Annotated in this window: 17 protein-coding genes and 1 pseudogene; 8 read left to right on the top strand and 10 right to left on the bottom strand. The window is 73.2% G+C overall.

Translation table 11 applies throughout. The annotated features are described in order from the left end of the window. Positions 1-193 precede the first annotated feature (193 nt). Positions 194-580, bottom strand: coding sequence for a hypothetical protein (locus ACFWP2_RS21955; RefSeq protein WP_380453868.1), 387 nt, complete (start codon positions 578-580; stop codon positions 194-196). A 209-nt stretch (positions 581-789) separates the two neighbouring features. On the opposite strand from ACFWP2_RS21955, the gene ACFWP2_RS21960 reads away from it, so the two are divergent. Continuing rightward, on the top strand, positions 790-1,368 hold the full coding sequence (locus ACFWP2_RS21960; protein WP_380453870.1) for a hypothetical protein: 579 nt from the start codon (positions 790-792) through the stop codon (positions 1,366-1,368). Positions 1,369-1,453: 85 nt separating this feature from the next. On the opposite strand, the gene ACFWP2_RS21965 is transcribed toward ACFWP2_RS21960, so the two are convergent. The 9 genes from ACFWP2_RS21965 to ACFWP2_RS22005 form a co-directional block, all read right to left on the bottom strand. Then, positions 1,454-1,978, bottom strand: a complete 525-nt coding sequence (locus tag ACFWP2_RS21965; protein ID WP_380453872.1) for a hypothetical protein — start codon at positions 1,976-1,978, stop codon at positions 1,454-1,456. Continuing rightward, complete coding sequence (locus ACFWP2_RS21970) at positions 1,975-2,358, bottom strand: hypothetical protein (protein WP_380453874.1); 384 nt, start codon at positions 2,356-2,358, stop codon at positions 1,975-1,977. The genes ACFWP2_RS21965 and ACFWP2_RS21970 overlap by 4 nt, the downstream gene beginning before the upstream one ends. 78 nt (positions 2,359-2,436) lie before the next feature. Then, positions 2,437-3,402, bottom strand: coding sequence for a sugar kinase (locus ACFWP2_RS21975; protein ID WP_380453876.1), 966 nt, complete (start codon positions 3,400-3,402; stop codon positions 2,437-2,439). After that, a complete protein-coding gene (locus ACFWP2_RS21980) occupies positions 3,399-4,025 on the bottom strand; it encodes a bifunctional 4-hydroxy-2-oxoglutarate aldolase/2-dehydro-3-deoxy-phosphogluconate aldolase (protein WP_380453878.1) in 627 nt (208 codons plus the stop codon). Before ACFWP2_RS21980 ends, ACFWP2_RS21975 begins: the two co-directional genes overlap by 4 nt. Continuing rightward, the gene (locus ACFWP2_RS21985) at positions 4,016-4,195 is read right to left on the bottom strand and encodes a hypothetical protein (protein WP_380453880.1); all 180 of its coding nucleotides are present in this window, start codon (positions 4,193-4,195) and stop codon (positions 4,016-4,018) included. The genes ACFWP2_RS21980 and ACFWP2_RS21985 overlap by 10 nt, the downstream gene beginning before the upstream one ends. Beyond that, positions 4,189-5,334 carry a galactonate dehydratase gene (gene dgoD / locus ACFWP2_RS21990; RefSeq protein ID WP_380453882.1) on the bottom strand — a complete coding sequence of 382 codons (1,146 nt, stop codon included), beginning with the start codon at positions 5,332-5,334 and terminating at the stop codon, positions 4,189-4,191. Before dgoD ends, ACFWP2_RS21985 begins: the two co-directional genes overlap by 7 nt. Beyond that, positions 5,331-6,044, bottom strand: a complete 714-nt coding sequence (locus tag ACFWP2_RS21995) for a FadR/GntR family transcriptional regulator (protein ID WP_380453884.1) — start codon at positions 6,042-6,044, stop codon at positions 5,331-5,333. The genes dgoD and ACFWP2_RS21995 overlap by 4 nt, the downstream gene beginning before the upstream one ends. A gap of 103 nt (positions 6,045-6,147) precedes the next feature. After that, positions 6,148-6,915: an SDR family NAD(P)-dependent oxidoreductase gene (locus ACFWP2_RS22000; RefSeq protein WP_380453886.1), complete on the bottom strand. Its 768-nt coding sequence runs from the start codon at positions 6,913-6,915 to the stop codon at positions 6,148-6,150. Between the two features lie 35 nt (positions 6,916-6,950). Continuing rightward, entirely contained in the window at positions 6,951-7,940 is a 990-nt protein-coding gene (locus tag ACFWP2_RS22005; protein ID WP_380453888.1) for a fumarylacetoacetate hydrolase family protein, read from the bottom strand. A gap of 178 nt (positions 7,941-8,118) precedes the next feature. On the opposite strand from ACFWP2_RS22005, the gene ACFWP2_RS22010 reads away from it, so the two are divergent. The 7 genes and pseudogenes from ACFWP2_RS22010 to ACFWP2_RS22040 form a co-directional block, all read left to right on the top strand. Beyond that, positions 8,119-8,685, top strand: coding sequence for a TetR/AcrR family transcriptional regulator (locus ACFWP2_RS22010; protein ID WP_380453890.1), 567 nt, complete (start codon positions 8,119-8,121; stop codon positions 8,683-8,685). A gap of 95 nt (positions 8,686-8,780) precedes the next feature. Next, complete coding sequence (locus ACFWP2_RS22015; RefSeq protein ID WP_380453892.1) at positions 8,781-9,296, top strand: VOC family protein; 516 nt, start codon at positions 8,781-8,783, stop codon at positions 9,294-9,296. Continuing rightward, entirely contained in the window at positions 9,293-11,053 is a 1,761-nt protein-coding gene (locus tag ACFWP2_RS22020) for an FAD-dependent monooxygenase (RefSeq protein WP_380453894.1), read from the top strand. Before ACFWP2_RS22015 ends, ACFWP2_RS22020 begins: the two co-directional genes overlap by 4 nt. A 655-nt stretch (positions 11,054-11,708) precedes the next feature. Further along, positions 11,709-13,904 carry a glycoside hydrolase domain-containing protein gene (locus tag ACFWP2_RS22025; protein WP_380453896.1) on the top strand — a complete coding sequence of 732 codons (2,196 nt, stop codon included), beginning with the start codon at positions 11,709-11,711 and terminating at the stop codon, positions 13,902-13,904. A 239-nt stretch (positions 13,905-14,143) separates the two neighbouring features. After that, the gene (locus ACFWP2_RS22030) at positions 14,144-15,187 is read left to right on the top strand and encodes an alcohol dehydrogenase catalytic domain-containing protein (RefSeq protein WP_380453898.1); all 1,044 of its coding nucleotides are present in this window, start codon (positions 14,144-14,146) and stop codon (positions 15,185-15,187) included. A gap of 304 nt (positions 15,188-15,491) precedes the next feature. Continuing rightward, positions 15,492-17,666: an NEW3 domain-containing protein gene (locus ACFWP2_RS22035; protein ID WP_380453900.1), complete on the top strand. Its 2,175-nt coding sequence runs from the start codon at positions 15,492-15,494 to the stop codon at positions 17,664-17,666. Between the two features lie 124 nt (positions 17,667-17,790). Further along, a pseudogene (locus tag ACFWP2_RS22040) lies at positions 17,791-18,004 on the top strand (N-acetylglucosamine-6-phosphate deacetylase); the annotation flags it as partial.

The raw sequence follows: 18,004 nt of genomic DNA on the forward strand, positions 1-18,004 counted from the left end.
TCCCCCGTCTGTGTGTCTGGGCTCGGCCCTTTGGTGGTCCGGGGGGGGGGGGGGGTGGTGGGGGCGGGGGGGTCCCCGGGCGGGCGCCCCGGCCGGGGCGGGCGCTCCGTTGGCCCCCCCGGCCGCTCCGTCGTTCCCGCTGGTCCGGCGCGTCGGCGTCAGGCTGTCGACCGGCCGCCGGTGGTTCGGTGGCTCAGCTCCACGGGTTGGCGGGCTGGTCGTTGATGGCGGTCCAGAACCGGGTGCCGCCGGGCAGGGTGCCGTGGGCCCACAGCCCCCAGCCGTTGCCGTCGTGGAACTCCGCCAGCCGCCGCCGAAGCTGTCGGCGCACCGCTGGTCGGCGGCCAGTCGGCTGGAGAGCTGCCAGCCGGCCACCCCCGTGGTCGCCCTCACCTCGCCGCCCGACCATGCCGTAGCGCCCCGGCTCGGGCTCGTACCGGGTGATCTCCCACTTCTGCCTGTCGTCCGACAGCGAGCAGGGCTGGACGACCGGCGCATCGGCGGAGGTCAGGCAGGCGTTGTGGTCGCGGACGTCGGTGATGATGTACCGGTTGGGGGCGAGCTGGCTGATCACCCACATGCCCGGGTTGTCCTCCGGGGTGCGGGCCGGCCGCCTGGGGTGCGCTTCGCGGCTGTCGGCCCGTCCGCCCCAATCTTGTCCGTGTTCAGTCGAGCTCCGGTATCCGAGTTTTCTAGGAGGGTCCGCGTCCCCTGAACGGCCTCCGGCGCTGGCCGAACGTCATGGGTGCAACCAAGTGCGTGTTCCGTGCGTCCGTCGCGTTCGTGACGATGCGTTGGATACCTGCGACACGGCTCGGGCGGTTCCTGGCCGTGGGCGTCCTCGGGCCGCCGCTGGCCGCTGTCCTGCTGTGGAACGTCCCGCTGGCCGGGCAGTGGCGGGGGGAGCCGGAGCTCACGCGGCTCCTGCCGCAATCCCCGCCCGGGCCGGGGCCCTGGGAGAGCTACCCCGGGGGCGTGTATCTGCCCGAGTCCGGGCTCGACGAACAGGAATACCGGAACTTCGTGCTCCACGGCAGCGACTTCCTGCGCCACGGCTTCTCGCAGAGCGTCAAGCGGTTCGACTCCCCGACCTGGGCCTGGCTCTACTTCCACCGGCGCATAGCGGACGACGACAAACCGTGGACCAAGCCGCCGGTCGAGGTCGACGGCAGCTCGAAGGCGGACGAGCAGTCCTACACCTGCCTCATCTACAGCGACTCGGTGGACGGGTGCGAACGCTGGTTCGGCGAACTCCGCTACGGCCAGTACGTGGTCGACATCGCTGTGATCGGTCGGGAAAACGAGCCCCATGCCCTCGAGCTCCTCCAGCAGGCCGTGCGCGCCACCGACGACCTCATGCCGGAATGACCAGGGTGTGACCGCGTCGATCACCTGCCTCCTCTGTCGAGGGGAGTGGGCAGCCGGGTACAACCGTGACAGCCCACGGCAGTGCTCAGCCGTGGTCGCGCGTGTCGCCGGTGTCGCCGGTGTGGGCGAGTGCGCTGGGGGTGAGGCGGCCGACGATGGCCGGAGCCTCGTGGACGAGGGCGTCGGTGGTCAGGGCCTCCACCATGAACAGGGCGAAGTCCACCCAGCGGGTCAGGTTGCTCGCGAGCACCGGGTCGCCCACGTGGCGGCTCCACACCGGCAGGCCCTGGCTCTCGCCCTCCTCCAGGTCGCTGCCGCGCACCACGGTCCAGCGGGTGTCGCTCGCGAACACCCGCCGGCACGCCTCCACCTGGTCGTCGATCTCGATCGCGCGGACGAGTCTGCCCAGCACGGTGGTGATCCGCAGGCCCAGGGTGAACATCCGCGAGTACCGGTCCTTGCCGTCGCGCGTGATGTGCCAGCCGCAGGAGAACACCAGGCGCGCGCCCAGGAAGGTGACGAAGTCGGCGGCGGTCTCGCGAAGCGGGATGCCGGTGCCGGTGGTGCCGGTGGTGATGGCGGCGGGTGCGGTGGCGGGTGCGGTGCTCATCGCGGGCCTCCCCCGGCCGGGGCCATGTTCGCGGCCACGACCTCCGTCGTCCGCCGCAGTGCGGCGGCGGGGCTGAATTCGACGGTCTCCGTCCCGGCCGCGACGACCGGTACGTGGCCGGGCGGGGCGTAGTAGGCGTCCCCGGCGCGGTAGGTCTCGGTGTGGTCCCGGTAGCGCAGGTCCAGCCGGCCGGCCAGCACCAGGCCCCAGTGCGGGCACTGGCACCGGTCGTCGGGTAGTCCGCGGAACACCTCGGTGGCGTCGGTGTCGGCGGGGAAGGTCTCGAAGGAGACGGTGTAGTCGTCCAGGTCGACGTACCGGCCCTGGATGACCGGTGCGTCGACGAGCAGCGGTGCCTCGTCCTTGCGGGTGCGCGGCATGATGGCCTCCGGTGTCGTTCGAAGCGGACACCCGGGAGGCGTGAGACGGGGGCGTCACAGTGTGACGTCACAGCCGGGTCAACGCAGGGTGGTCCCGGGCGGGGCGTCGAGGAGTGCGAGGTCCCTTCGGAGCGGCAGGCCCTCCCAGTCGCCGCGGGTGGCGACGGCGAAGGCGGCGGTGGCGGCGGCCCGGCGCAGGCGGGCCTCCAGGTCGAGTCCGTCGAGGACGGCGGACAGGTAGCCGGCGACGAAGGCGTCACCGGCGCCGATCACGTCGGTGACCGGGACCCGTCGCGCGGCGGCGTCGGCGGTTTCGTGGGCGGTGGTGGCGCTGGCGCCGTCGCCGCCGCGGGTGATCACGACCTCGCGCCGTCCGCGCGCGAGCAGGGCGGCGATGGCGTCGGGTTCCGGCAGGGCGGGGTCCTCGGCGACCAGGTGCAGTTCGTCGGCGGAGGCGACCAGGATGTCGCTGATGCGGGCCAGCGGGAGCAGGGCCTGTCGGGCGCGATCCGGATCCCAAAGCCGGGAGCGGTAGTTGACGTCGAGGCAGACCAGCGCGCCCAGTTCGCGGGCGCGCTCCGCGGCGGCCAGGACGGCCCGGGCGGCCGCCGGGCCGAGGGCGGGGGTGATCCCGGTCAGGTGCAGGACGCGCAGCCCGGGTTCGAGGGCGGGCAGCACGTGTTCGGGGGCGATCGCCGAGCCGGCCGAGCCGGTGCGGTAGTAGCCGACCCTGGCCAGGTCCACGAGACCGTCCTCGCGCACCAGGAGACCGGTGGGCCGTCCGTCGGTGTCGACCCGCGCGTGGGTGACGTCGACCTGTTCGGCCCGCAGGGTGCGCAGCACCAGCTCGCCGAAGGAGTCGTCGCCCACCGCGCCGACCCAGCGGGCCCGGTGGCCGAGGCGGGCGAGGCCGATCGCCACGTTGGCCTCCGCGCCGGCCACCGACAGTTCCATGGGCGGGGCCAGCCTGATCGGGCCGGTGGCCCGCAGGGCGGCCATCGCCTCGCCGACGGTGACGACTTCGGGTGCGGTCGTGGCGTTCACGCGGTCACCGTCCTGTCCAGCACGCCGCGCCAGTGTGCGGCCCGCGCCCGCAGCTCGGTCAGGTCGCCCCCACTGGCCGCGTCGCCCACCAGCGGCGAGCCGACCCCGACGGCCGCCGCACCCGCCGCCAGATGGGCGAGCGCGGTCTTGGCGTCGATGCCGCCGACGGGTATGAACGGCACGGTCGGGAAGGGGTCCCGCAGGGCCTTCAGGTAGCCGGGGCCGCCCAGCGAGGCGGGGAAGAGTTTGACCGCCGACGCTCCGAACTCCACGGCGGTGATGACCTCGCTCGGTGTCAGGGCACCGGCCAGGACCGGCAGCCCGAGGGCGGGCGCCTGCCGAAGTCCGGTTCCGAGGCCGGGAGTCACCAGGAAGCCGGCGCCCGCCTGCGCGGCTCGGGCGGCGTCGTCGGCGGTCAGCACGGTGCCCGCGCCGAGCGTGGCGTCCGGGCCCAGCTCCCGGCGGGCCTGCTCGATCACCCAGAGGGCGTCCGTGGTGGTGAGGGAGACTTCGGCTCCGGTGAACCCCTCCTCGGCCAGGGCGATCACGGTGCGCAGCGCGGCCTGGCGGTCCGTGCCGCGCACGATGGCCAGGGTCCGGTAGGGCAGTGCGGTCAGGTCCATGCGGGTCCTCGGTGGGTTTCGCGGGTGGCGGCGATGTGCGGTTCTCCGTGCGGTACGCCGTCGGCGCGGTCGAAGACGGCGCCGGGCATGGGTTCGACGTGGCCGTGCGCCGGGTTGGTCCGGGCCGTGATCGCCAGATGCGGCAGGTGGGCCGCCAGCTGGGTCACCATTCCGCGAACGACCCGTCGTCGTGGCGCCAGACGGGGTTGCGCCAGCGGTGGCCGGTCTCGGCGGCCCGGCGGACGGCGTTCTCGTCGATCTCGATGCCCAGGCCGGGGCCGGTGGGGCGGGCGGCGTGGCCGTCGGTGAAGCGGAACGGGGTGGGGTCGAGGAGGTAGTCGAGCAGGTCGTTGCCGCGGTTGTAGTGGATGCCCAGGCTCTGTTCCTGGATGAGGAAGTTTGGTGTGGCGAAGCCGAGTTGGATGCTGGCGGCCAGGGCGATCGGGCCGAGCGGGCAGTGCGGGGCGATCGTGACGCCGTACGTCTCGGCGAGGGCGGCGATCCGGCGGACTTCGGAGATGCCGCCGGCGTGCGAGACGTCCGGCTGGGCGACGGCGATGCCGGTGGTCAGGACGGAGCGGAAGTCCCAGCGCGAGTACAGCCGTTCGCCGAGCGCCAGTGGGACGGAGGTGGCGTCGACCAGGCGGCGCAGGTCGTCGGAGTGTTCCGGCAGGACGGGTTCCTCGACGAACAGCGGCTGCAGCGGCTCGAGTTGTGGCAGGAGGCGGCGGGCCATGGCGGCGGACATCCGGCCGTGGAAGTCGACCGCCACGTCGCGTTCGTCGCCGAGTACCTCGCGGACGGCGGCGACGCGGTCGACGACCGCGCGGGTGCGGGCCGGGGTGTCGATGGGCCGCAGCCGGCCGGATCCGTTCATCTTGACGGCGGTGAACCCGGCCTCCACCTGGGCGCGCGCCTGGTCGACCAGCTCGGCCGGTTCGTCGCCGCCGATCCAGGCGTAGACGCGCAGGCGGTCGCGGACCGGGCCGCCGAGCAGCTGGTGGACGGGGACGCCGTAGGCCTTGCCGGCGATGTCCCACAGGGCCTGGTCGATGCCGGCGACGGCGCTGGAGAGCACCGGTCCGCCGCGGTAGAAGCCGCCCTTGGTGAGCACCTGCCAGTGGTGTTCGATGCGCAGCGGGTCCTCGCCGACGAGGTGGTCGGCGAGTTCGTGGACGGCGGCGCGGACGGTCTCGGCGCGGCCCTCGACGACGGGTTCGCCCCAGCCGGTGATGCCCTCGTCGGTGGCGACGCGCAGGAACAGCCAGCGCGGTGCGACGAGGAACGTCTCCAGTGATGTGATCTTCATTCGGCCTCTCTCCTGTCGTCGTGCACCAGGCCGAGGAGGTCGCTGTCGGCCTGGGCGAGCAGGGCACGGACGGCGCGTTCGGCGGCCTCGGCGTCCCGGTCGCGGACGGCGTCGAGGACGGCCCGGTGGGCGGGTACGGAGTCGGGCCAGTGCTCGGCGCCGTGCACGAGGCGGTCACGTACCCGAAGGCCGGCCTCGATGACCACCTCCATGCGGGTGAGCAGTTCGTTGTGGGCGGCGGCCAGCAGCGCGCGGTGGAAGGCGAGGTCGGCCTCGACGACGGCATCGGTGTCCGCGCCGGCGGCGGCCATCCGCTCCAGCGCGTCGCTGAGGGCGGCGAGGTCCCGCTCGTCGCGCCGCCGGGCGGCCAGCCGGGCGCCGGCCGGTTCGACGATGCCGCGCACCTCGCCGAGATCGCCGAGGAACCCCTGGTCGGGGGTGCCCGCGCCCTGCCAGCGCAGCAGGTCGGCGTCCAGCAGCTTCCAGTCGGACCGGGGGCGCACGAACGTGCCTCGCTTCTGCCGCGATTCGATCAGCCCCTTGGCGGCCAGCACCCGCAGCGCCTCGCGGACCACGGTCTTGCTGACGCCCAGTTCCTCCTCGATGCGGTCCGGGGACAGCGGCGATCCCGGGGCGTGCACGCCCCGGACGATCCGTTCGCCGATGATCTCCACGATCTGCGGGTGCAGGCCTCGTGGCCGCTGGTCCATGCGGGCCTCCTCTCGACGCGCCCCCGGGCGGGGCGGGTCGTCCGCGCGGGGCGCGTCACCGCGGCTCTTCACCGCGGTCCTTCACCGAGGTCCTTCGCCGTGGTCACGAGGACGCCTTGACGACCGACCAGCCGCCGTCCACCACGAGGGTGGTGCCGGTGACGTAGGAGGCGTCGTCGGAGGCGAGGAAGGCCACCGCGGCCGCGACCTCCTCGGGCCTGCCGAACCGCCCGGCGACCGTCCCGGCCACACTGTCGGCCCGTCCCGCCTCGTCCACCCGGTCCCAGGCCGCCGTCATGATCGGGCCCGGCAGAACCGTGTTGACCCGCACCCGCGGCCCGTACTCGACGGCCAGCTGACGGCCCATCGCGCACAGGGCCCCCTTGGCGGCGGCGTACGCCGGGTGGCCCGGCAGGCCCACCAGCGCGTGCACCGAGGAGGTGAGAACGATCGAGCCGTTCGTCTCGCCGAGCATCCGGGCGAAGGCCCGCACCGCGAGCCAGGAGGCCTTGAGGGTGACCCCCAGCTGGCCGTCCCACTCGTCCTCGGTCAGCTCGTGGGCGGGTTTGACCACGACGGCGTAGGCGTTGCTGTGCAGCACGTCCAGGCGGCCGTGGGTCCGGCGCACGTGGGCGGCCAGTTCCTCCCACATCGCCGCGGAGGAGACGTCGCCGTGCCGGTACTCGGCTCGCCCCCCTTCGCGCACGATCTCCTCGGCCACGGCGCGGCCCGCGGCGTCGGCGACGTCGACGACGATCACGGTCGCCCCCTCAGCCGCCAGCCGCCGCGCGGTCGCGGCGCCGATGCCGCCGGCGGCACCGGTGACCACGGCGACGCGATCCTGGAACCTGCGGCATGTCTGCTCTGTCATGCCGCTCACCATAACGTCTGGGCATTAATTATGCATTAATCCTGGAAGGTGTTGCCAGGCCCGGCAAGCGCGGCCGGAAGCGGCCGGGCCCGGCTCGCGGTGCCGGCCTCCCCCGTGCGGGCGGGGAGGCCGGTGCCGGTCGGCGCGCCGGTGGTCTCGGGGGCGGCCGCCACGCGGTTGCGGAGCGTGCCGAGGTGCTCGACCTCGACCTCGACGACATCGCCGGGGCGCAGGTGGCGACCGGAGAACACGCCGGCGCCACGGGGCGTTCCGGTGAGGATCACGTCGCCGGGTTCGAGGGTCTGGTAGTGCGAGAGGAAGGAGACCAGCTCGGCCACGCCGTGGATGAAGCCGCTGGTGCGATCGTCCTGGCGCACCTCGCCGTTGACCCGGGTGCGCAGCCGCAGGTCGAGCGGCTCCTGGAATTCGTCCGGAGTGACCAGGCAGGGGCCGAGCGGCTTGAAGGTGTCGAAGCTCTTGGACACGCCGATCGAGGCGGTCGGATCGCCTGACATCACCCGCTGCTGGATGTCGCGCGCGGAGACGTCGTTGGCGATGGTCAGGCCGGCCAGGTGGTCCAGCGCGTCGGCGGCGTCGACGGCGGTCGCGGGCCTGCCGATGACGGCGGCGACTTCGCCCTCGTAGTCGACCTGCCCGGGCGCGACCGCCGGGAGGTGGATGTCGTCGTCGGGGGCGATGACGGCGGATCCCGCGACCACCTGGAAGTTCGGCGCGGTGGGCAGGGTGATGTCGGGCCGTCCCGTCGCGGCGAACATCTCCAGGGCCTCCTCCGCGTGACTGCGGTAGTTCAGGCCGACGATCAGGATCTTCCCGGGCCGGCGGACGGGCGCGTGCACCCGGACCCCGTCGAGAGGGACCCGCCGGAGGACCGCCGCCGTGCGGGCCGCCGCGACCCCGGGGCCGCGCAGGAGGGCGCCCAGGTCGGAGAAGGGGAGGTCGAGCAGGGAGAGCTCACCGGGGTCGTCCTCCCTGGCGATGCCCAGGGCCGTGCTGTAGAGGCGCATCGATGACTCCCGCGGGTCGTGGGAAGGAATTCTCTTGCTTCAGAGTCAAGAGTGCTCTTGTTTCGAAGTCAAGAGTTCGTCGATCGTCGGGCTCCGGTTCTCCGGAGCCGCAGGTGGAGCGTGGGCGTGGGCGGGGGCGCGGATGGGGGTGCGGGGGCGCCGCCTAGGCTTGGCTGTCATGCCAAGGAACCGTCAGCAGATCCCGAAAGCCGAGCGCGAGGCCGTCCTGGTCGACAGCGCCTGGGAACTATTCGCCGCCCAGGGGTACAAGGGGACCAGCCTGGCCGAGGTCGGCAGGGCGGCGGGCGTCGCGGCGAACGCCGTGCGTTGGTACTTCCCGACCAAGGACGAACTGTTCGCCGCCGCGCTGGACCGCCTGTTCCTGCGTGAGCGGGAGCGCGTCGAGGCGGATCCGGCGATCGGGGGTGATCCCCGGCGGCAGCTGGTGACGTTCCTCGTCGACCTGCAGCCCTATCGCGGGCTCCACCGGGAGGCGTACGACCGCATGGGCGAGTCGCCGGCCCTCGCCGATTCCTACTCCCGCATGCAGGAGTGGCTGGAGGGCCGCCTTCTCGCGGCCGTCGCGAGCCGGTTGCCCGAAGGGGCGGACGTCGCGCCGGTGGCGGACGTGGCGCACGTGCTGTTCGAAGGGCTGCTGGTCAGCAATCGGGAGCTGGACCGGCCGACCGAGGAGCTCGTCGACCTGCTGATGGAGGCGCTGGTCGCGGTCGCGGCGGCGCGCTGAACCATCTCTTGACTGCCATACAAGAGAGTGTCTAAGTTTCTCTTGTATGGCAGTCAAGAGGGCTGCCGTGCCCTCGAAAAGGAGGTCGCCACTCCATGGCTTCTCCCGAAAAACTCGCCCACGTCGTGCTGCGCACCGGCCGCCTGTCGACCATGACCGACTGGTACGCACGCGTCCTCGAAGGCCGCATCGCCTTCGCCAACGAGGCCCTCGCCTTCCTGACCTACGACGATGAGCACCACCGCGTCGCGCTGGTCGCCACCGGGGCGTCCGAACGTCCGACGGACGCCCACAGCGGTCTCCACCACGTGGCGTTCACCTACGCGACGATCAAGGACCTGCTCGACACGTACCAGCGGCTGAAGGGCGGCGGCATCGCCCCCTTCTGGTGCATCAACCACGGGCCGACCACCTCGATGTACTTCGAGGACCCCGACGGCAACCACGTCGAGCTCCAGATCGACAACTTCGCCACCGCGGAGGCGCTCGACGAGTGGTTCCGGTCCGGAGACTTCGAAGCCAACCCGATCGGGGTCGACTTCGACCCCGACGACCTGGTGCGACGCTTCGAATCCGGCGAGGCCCTCGCCGACCTGGTCAGGCGCGCATGACGGACATCGACACCCCGGTCGTCATCATCGGAGCCGGTCCCGTGGGACTGGCCACCGCACTCGTCCTCGGCCGCCACGGCGTCCGCAGTGTCGTCTGCGAACAGTACGGCGGGATCAACCCGCACCCCCGGGCCCACGTCGTCAACACCCGGTCCATGGAACTGTTCCGCGCCTGGGGCATCGCGGACGCCGTCCGGGCGGACGCGGTCGACCCGGCCCAGGCCGGCACCATCCTGTGGAAGCAGACCCTCGCCGGGGAGCCCCTGGGCCGGATCGACTTCGCGGACGGCACGCAGAACTCGCTCACGCAGCGGGCCCACGCCTCCGCCGAGCAGCTCGCCTCCTGCGCCCAGGACCGGGTGCAGCAGCACCTCCTGGACGCGGTCCTCGCCCAGGGCGCGGCCGCTGTCCACTACGACACCACCGTCGTGGAGGTGACGGACCACGGTGACGCCGTCGACGTCACCCTGGACGGCGCGGGCGGGCGGCAGATCCTGCGCACCCGTTACGTCGTGGCGGCGGACGGAGCGGTCGGGAGCACGCGCGACAAGCTCGGCATCGCGATGGAAGGCTCGCCGGTCCTCGGCCACCAGCTGAACATCTACTTCCACGCCGATCTCTCCCCGTGGATGCGCCAGGACCCCGCCCTGCTGGTCTGGCTGATCAACGACACCTCCCCGGGAGTCCTCATCGGGATGGACGGCGCCCGCCGGTGGACCTTCCAGCGGAGCTTCGACCCGGCCGTCGAATCGCCGCAGGACTACCCGCCCGAACGGTGCGCCCAGATCATCCGGGACGCCGTCGGAACCACCGAACTCGACGTGGACATCCGTTCCGTGGGGTCGTGGACCCTGACGGCCCGGACCGCCGAGACCTACCGCAGCGGCCGGGTCCTCCTCGTCGGCGACGCGGCGCACCAGTTCCCGCCGACCGGCGGCCTCGGCATGAACAGCGGCCTCGCCGACGCGGACAACCTCGGCTGGAAACTCGCCGCCGTGCTGGGCGGCCGTGCTTCCGACGCCCTGCTCGACAGCTACGAGCGGGAACGCCGACCCATCGCCGTCGAGAACGCCCGCCACAGCATGCTGAACGCCATCAAGATGGCCGAGGTCGGCATCGGGCCCGAGACGGCCGCGATCGCCGCACGCCTCGCCGGTCCGGACCCGGCGGTCGCCGCGGCGGAACGCCGGCGGATCGCGGAGGCCGTCCCCCGGCAGCGCCCGCACTTCGACGCGCTCAACCAGGAGATCGGTTACGTCTACGGGGCGGCCCGGCAGGTGTTCGGCGTGGGCGGCCCCCCGCCCTCGGCGACCGACTACACGCCGACCGCCGTCCCCGGAGCGCGACTTCCGCACGCCTGGGTCGAACGCGACGGGGAACGGGTGTCCACCCACGACCTCCTCGGGCCGGGCTTCACCCTCATCACCGGGCCGAAGGGAACCGGCTGGGCGGATTCCCTCGCGGAGCCGTGCCCGGAGTCCGGCGAGGACTCCGGCGCGCAGCCCGCGAAGCCAGGGGAGCCAGGGGAGCCCGGGGAGCCCGCGGAGACCTGGGAGGGCATGGTGCAACGGACCGTCGTCATCGGGCGTGACGTCACCAGCCCGGACGGCCGCTGCCCCGAACTGCTCGGGATCGGTGCGGACGGAGCCCTTCTCGTCCGGCCGGACGGTCACATCGCGTGGCACAGCACCGGGGGATCGACCCCCGCGTCGGCCCTCGCCGACCTGCTCCGCGGAGCCGAGCGGCCCGCCCAGTAGTGCTTCGTCAGGTCCTGTCCCCGGCCGCGGCCGGCATCCCGGCTCCGGCCGGGGGCGGACCTCGTGGGGAGCGCCGGTCCTCGCGCCCGGCGCTCCCGATCCATCGCCCCTGGTCGACCGCCTGCACTCCCCGGGCCGCGCTCGGGACTGAGTGCCGAACTCCGGCGTGAGGCAGTGGGAGATCAGGCCTTGAAGTCCCGAACACACTCGCCGGCCTGTGCCGCTACGGGACTTGACGGGGTGACGCCGGAGCCGTTCGCCTGATGGCGGCCCGTCCGGTCCGGTAGCCCTGGACCGCGAGGGGGCGGCGGTGTTCGGGGCGGTGTTCGGGGCGGTGTTCGGGGGCGGGCCGGGACGCCGACCTGAGGGCGCGGGCCCGGGGCGGCCGGTTGGAGATCGTGCTCCGGGCCGGGGTGACGTCTCGGTCCGTCGGTTCGAGCCGTGTCCCGACGGTGTGCCCGAGGCCCGTTCGGTCGCCCACGATCGATCGGGCCGTCCGGGAACGGAGACTGACGGCCGGTCGGATCGACGGACCGGGCGGGAGGGGCCTGTGGCAGCACCCCTCGGGGGCGCGGATATCGTGGCCGACGCCGCACGCCGACTCCTCGGCGTGCGGCCTTTCGTCACGTCAGGAGATATCTGGGTGAAGTCCCCAATGACAGCGCTCCGGAGCGCCGCGGCCGTCGTGGCGGCCGTGCTCGTGGCGGCGCCCGCCGTCGCAGGCACCGCCGTAGCAGCCCCCGCCGCTGGTCCGGACACCAAGGCGGTGACGTACCAGGGCCACGTCTTCCGGGTGCCCACGGCCTGGCCCGTGGTGGATCTGGCCGCGGACCCGCAGGCCTGCGTCCGCTTCGACCAGCACGCGGTGTACCTCGGTCACCCGGGCGAACAGCAGGTCTGCCCGCCGCGGTTGACCGGCCGCGCGGAGGCACTGCTGGTCGAGCCGGCCGCCGGCGCCGCACCGGACCGGGAGGGCTCCAACCCCGTCGCGCAGACGATCCGGGCGAACGACGGTGCCGTCGCGGTGACCGGGACGTACGACACGGACCAGTCGCTGGTGCGGCGGATCATCACCGGCGCCGGGCTCACCCCCGCGCCGACGCAGCGGCCGCAGCCGGCGCCCGCCGGGGCCCGGGCGGCCGTCGCCCCGAAGTCCGCCGGCACCGCTGCCGCGCCGTCCGTCCAGGCCATGGCCGCGCCGTCCGTCCAGGCCGCACCGGCCGCGGCGGCGTCGATACCCGCGTCGGCGACGAACTACACCGGCAAGGGGTTCGACGCCTGTACGGCGCCCTCCGGCGCCGCGATGAACGCGTGGATGGCCTCCTCCCCGTACCGGGCGGTCGGCATCTACATCGGCGGAGTTCGGCGGGGCTGCGCCCAGCCGAACCTGACGGCCTCGTGGGTCCAGCAGCAGCAGGCCGCGGGCTGGGCCTTCATGCCGCTGTACGTCGGCGTGCAGGCCCCGAAGATCACCTATCCCACCACCGAGGGCGCCAACGCCGCCGACGACGCGGTGAGCCAGGCCCAGGCGCTCGGCTTCGGCCCCGGCACGGTCCTCTACTACGACATGGAGGCGTACACCACCCCGCAGTACTCGGCCACGGTGCTCGCCTTCCTCACCGCCTGGACCAACGAACTGCACGCCTGGGGCTACAACTCCGGTGTCTACAGCAGCTCCTCGTCCGGCATGAAGGACCTGGCCGCCAACGCCGGCAACAGCGCGTACACCATGCCCGACGCCGTCTTCAGCGCCAACTGGAACGGCAAGGAGGACACCGCGGACCCGGCGATCCCGGCCGGCTACTGGAGCAACCACCAGCGCGCCCACCAGTACGCCTCGCCGCAGAGCCCGGAGACCTGGGGCGGCTACTCGATCGGGATCGACCAGGACTACCTGGACATCCAGCTCACCGCGGCCCCGCCGTCCCAGTCCTCCGCATTCTTCCTCGGCGTGCGCCAGAGCTCGGGCGCCTGGCCCGGCTTCAGCCCGCTGACGGGCGGGGCGGGCGTCTTCCGCGGCTCCGAGGCCGCGATCACCGGCCTGCCGGGCGGCTCCTCGCAGGAGCTTGGCATCGGCCTGGACGGCCGGCTCTACCACGGGGTCCGCGCCGCGAACGGCGGTTGGAGCGGCTTCGCCGCGCTGCCCGACGACGGCACCCCGGCCACGCAGGCCCGCCGGACCGGCATCGCGGGCATGCCGGACGGCTCCTCGCAGGTGCTGACCATCGGCGGTGACGGCAACGTCTACCACCGGATCCGCCTCGCCGACGGCAACTGGTCCGGCTACGGAAGGCTCCCCGGGGTCGGCACCCCGGCCATGCTGGCCTCGGACGTCGCCATCGCCGGCATGCCCGACGGGTCCGCCCAGGTCCTGGCGATCGGCAGTGACGGGAACGTCTACCACGAGACCCGTTTCTCCGACGGCACCTGGTCCGGTTTCGCCCCGCTCTCCGGTGTGAACAGCTCGCGGATGACGGCCTCGCGGGTCGCCATCGCGGGCATGCCGGACGGCTCCTCGCAGGTCCTGGCGATCGGCAGTGACGGGAACGTCTACCACGAGTCCCGCTTCACCAACGGCGTCTGGTCCGGCTTCGCCCCGATCTCCGGGGTCGGCGCGCCCACCATGGCCGCGCGGACGGTCGGCATCGCCGCTCTGCCGGACGGTTCGTCCCAGGTGGCGGTGGTCGGCAACGACGGGAACGTCTACCACGAGTCCCGCTTCACCAACGGCGTCTGGTCCGGCTTCGCCGCCGTCCAGGGCGCGTACGGCGCGAGCACCTTCCCGGCTCAGCGCGCCGCCATCGCGGGCCTGCCGGACGGCTCCAGCCAGCTGGTGGCCAGCCGGAGCTGACCTGCGCACACCCCACCAACGGCGCCCCCGCCCCGGCACTGCCCGGGGCGGGGGCGCTGTTTTGGTTTCAGGTGACAACCGGCGTGGACCCGTGTCGGACGCCGGAGGTCCCGACGGCGTACCGACCGTCTCGTCGGACGGGCAGCGCGTGGCCGACCTGGGACGGACGTATCAAGCTGGTGTGGTCAGCGTGTGCGGGCCCCGCCCCGCGCCGACCCCCGTCACGAAGGACCTCTCCCATGGCCCCCACCCCCACCCCCGTCGGCGGCGTCGTGCGCGCCGTCCAGGTCGCCGACCCGCAGGCGGAGCCCGCGCTGGTCGAAGTCCCGCTGCGCGAGCCCGGCCCCGGAACGGTCCGCATCGCCGTCGAGGCGTGCGGCGTCTGCCACTCCGACCTGCTGATCGCCGCCGGCCTGCTGCCCGGCACCACCTTCCCGGTCACCCCCGGTCACGAGATCGCCGGCCGCATCGACGCCCTCGGAGACGGCGTCGAGGGCCGGCAGCTCGGCGACCGGGTCGCGGTGGGCTGGTTCGGCGGCAGCTGCGGACGCTGCGACGCCTGCCGCGACGGCGACGCCATCCTCTGCCCGCAGCTACAGATCCCCGGCGCCGCCTACCCCGGCGGCTACGCGGACTCCGTCGTCGTGCCGGCGGACGCGCTCGCGGCCGTGCCCGACGAGCTGACCGCCGCCGAGGCCGCGCCACTGGCCTGCGCCGGCGTGACCGTCTTCAACGCCCTGCGCCGTTCCGCCGCCCGCCCCGGCGACACCGTCGCGATCCTCGGGCTGGGCGGCCTCGGGCACCTGGGTGTCCAGTTCGCCCACGCCATGGGCTTCCGCACCGTCGCCATCGCCCGCGGCGCCGAGAAGGAGCCGCTGGCCCACAAGCTCGGCGCCGACCACTACATCGACAGCACCGCCGGCTCCGTCGCCGACGCCCTCCAGGCCCTCGGCGGCGCCAAGGTGGTCCTGGCCACCGTCACCAACGCCGACGCCATGTCCGCCACCGTCGACGGCCTGGGCCGCCGCGGCGAACTCGTCATCGTCGGCGTCAGCCCGGACCGGCTCAGCATCAGCCCGCTGCAGCTGATCGCCGCTGACCGCAGGGTCTACGCCCACTCCTCCGGCGCCGCCCTGGACACCCAGGACACCCTGCGCTTCGCCGCCCGGACCGGCGTGCGGGCCTGGACCGAGGAAGTCCCCCTGGAGGAGACCGCCGCCGCCGTCGCGAAGATGGCCGCCGGCCGGGCCCGGTTCCGGATGGTCGTCACCACCGGCCGCTGATCTCGGCCGGCCGGCCGGTCGGCCGGCTGCGCGAGCGGGGCGGCGGACGAGCAGTCCGCCGCCCCGCTCGCTGCGCGGTCTCAGGTGCGTCGTCGCCGGTGCGCGGCGGGCCTGTAGGGCGCGCTCGGCACGGGCCGACGGGCACTCCGGCGCCCCGTGCTCACATGATGCACGCACTGTGCGCGTTGGTGATTATTTCTGCCGCAATCTTGTCAGGAACGAGCAGGGCCCCGTACAAATGATCCGGCGCTGAGACAACAGCAGCCACCCATGCCCTGGCCCCGAGATTGCGTGAGGTCGAAGCGTGTCAACTGCCTTCCCCCGGTGGCTCCGTGCCACCGTCGCCTGCTGCACGACGCTCGCCGCCGTGTCCTCCGCGGCGTTCCTGGCCCAGCCAGCGGTCGCCGCGGAGCCCACCCCGCCCGGTGCCGTCGCCGAGTACCCCAACTACGCCCCCACCCCGCCCATGGGCTGGAACGACTGGTCGTACTACCAGTGCGGGATCGACGAGAAGACGATCCTCGGCAACGCCCGGGCCCTGGTCACCACCGGGCTGGCGAAGAAGGGGTACGACACCGTCACCATCGACGACTGCTGGATGACCCATCAGCGCGACGCCCAGGGCGACCTGGTCGCCGACCCGGTCCTGTTCCCGCACGGGATGGCCTACATCGGGCGCCAAATCCACGACCTCGGGCTGAAGTTCGGCATCTACGAGGACGCCGGGACCACCACCTGCGGCGGCTACCCCGGCTCGCTCGACCACTGGCAGCAGGACGCGGACCTGTTCGCGTCCTGGGCGGTCGACTACGTCAAGCTCGACGGCTGCAACGTCCCCACCAAGCCCGGTGAGACCGAGGAGCAGAGTTACCGCGACACCTACACGGCGATGAGCCGGGCGCTGCTCGACACCCACCGCCCGATGGTCTTCTCGATCTCCGCACCCGCCTACTTCGAGGGCGCGCCGAACTGGGAATCGGTGATCCGCTGGTCCGCGCCGCTCGGCAACCTGTGGCGGGAGGGCAGGGACATCGCGCTCGGCCAGGAGAGCGGCGCCGCCAAGTGGGCGTCGATCACGTACAACTACGGCTACAACGTCGGCCTGGCCGATCTGCAGCGACCCGGCCGGTGGAACGACCCCGACTTCCTGCTCGCCGGAGACTCCGGGCTCAGCCAGGACGAGATCCAGAGCCAGGTCTCGCTGTGGGCGATGATGGCCGCGCCGCTCATCTCCAGCACCGACCTCACCCAGCTCTCCCCGGCCGCGCTGGAGGTGCTCGGCAACCGCGACGTCATCGCCGTCGACCAGGACCGGCTGGGCGTCCAGGGGCGTCTCGTCCAGCACGGAACCGGCTACGACGTGCTGAGCAAGCCGCTGGCCGGCGGGGACCGCGCGGTCGCGCTCTTCAACTCCTCCGACACCGCGCAGACCATCACCACGACCGCCGCCCGGGCGGGCCTGCCCGCCGCAGCCGACTACCGGCTCGACGACCTGGTGAGCAAGAAGGCCACCGCGACGACCGGCGTGATCTCCGCGGACGTGCCGCCGCACGCCACGGTGCTCTACCGGGTCCACCCCGGCGCGGGCCGCGGTGTGGCCCCCGCCACCGCCATCACCTGGCAGGACGTCAGCACGGACCAGGACCCCGGGACGTACCGGATCACCCTGGCCGACCACGGCGCCGTCGCGCTGACCGACACCCAGCTGCGGATCAGCGCTCCGGCCGGCTGGACCGTCACCCCGGCGACCGCCGCGCTGCCGCGCGTCGCGCCGGGCGGAACCGCGTCGGCCACGGTGAGGGTGAGCGGCCCCCAGGGCACCCCCGGCACCACGGTCACGGCGATCACCGCCACCGCGAGCTACCGGGCCCAGTCGGCCGGAGCCGACACCGTCAGCGGTCAGCAGACGATCGTGCGGACCGTGCCCTACCCGTCGCTCGAGGCCGCGTTCGACAACGTCGGCGCCACCTCCGAGAGCGACACCGCTCCCGGCGACTTCGACGGCGCCGGGGACAGCTACTCGGCGCAGGCCCTGGCCGCGGCCGGCGCCACCCCGGGTGCCACGATCAGCGCCAACGGCCTCAGCTTCACCTGGCCGTCCGCTGCCGCCGGCACCAGCGACAACGTGTCGGCCGCCGGTCAGGAGATCACCTTCAGCGGCCAGGGCCAGGCGCTGGGCTTCCTCGGTGCCGAGGCGGGCTTCGCCTCCGGAACGGTCACCGTCGCCTACACCGACGGCACCACCAGCACCGGCGAGCTCGGCTTCCCCAACTGGTGCTGCACCCCGACCGACGCCTACGGTGCGAAGACCGCCTTCACCATGGACCACCGCAACACGCCCGCCGGTCCGGCCAACTTCGGTATCAGCTACGGTGTGTTCACCAACACCGTGCCGCTGACGCCCGGCAAGACGATTCGTTCCGTCACGCTGCCCAACGCCCCCGCGATCCACGTGTTCGCGCTGGCCGTCCAGCCGTGATCCGTGCCGCCCGGCCCGTGGGGCCGCTCCCGCGGGCCGGGCGGCCGGCCCTCCTCCGGACACCCGGCGTTCCCCTTCCCAAGACTCCGCCGATCACGGCGAAGACGGCATCCAGGATCCACCCATGATCGTCACGAACCGCATCTCCCTGGCCGGTGCCCGGCTGGTCCTGCCCGGCGGCGTCGTTGAGGGCGACCGCCTCGCCGTCGAGGGCGAGCGCATCGCCGCCTTCGGTGGCGACATCGAGCCCGGCGACCTCGACCTGACCGGGTACACCGTCGTGCCCGGCTTCGTCGACCTGCACGTCCACGGCGGCGGCGGCGCCTCCTACACCTCCG

Origin of the sequence: Kitasatospora sp. NPDC058444 (assembly GCF_042721415.1) — a bacterium.
In the GTDB taxonomy this organism is placed as follows: Bacteria; Actinomycetota; Actinomycetes; order Streptomycetales; family Streptomycetaceae; genus Kitasatospora.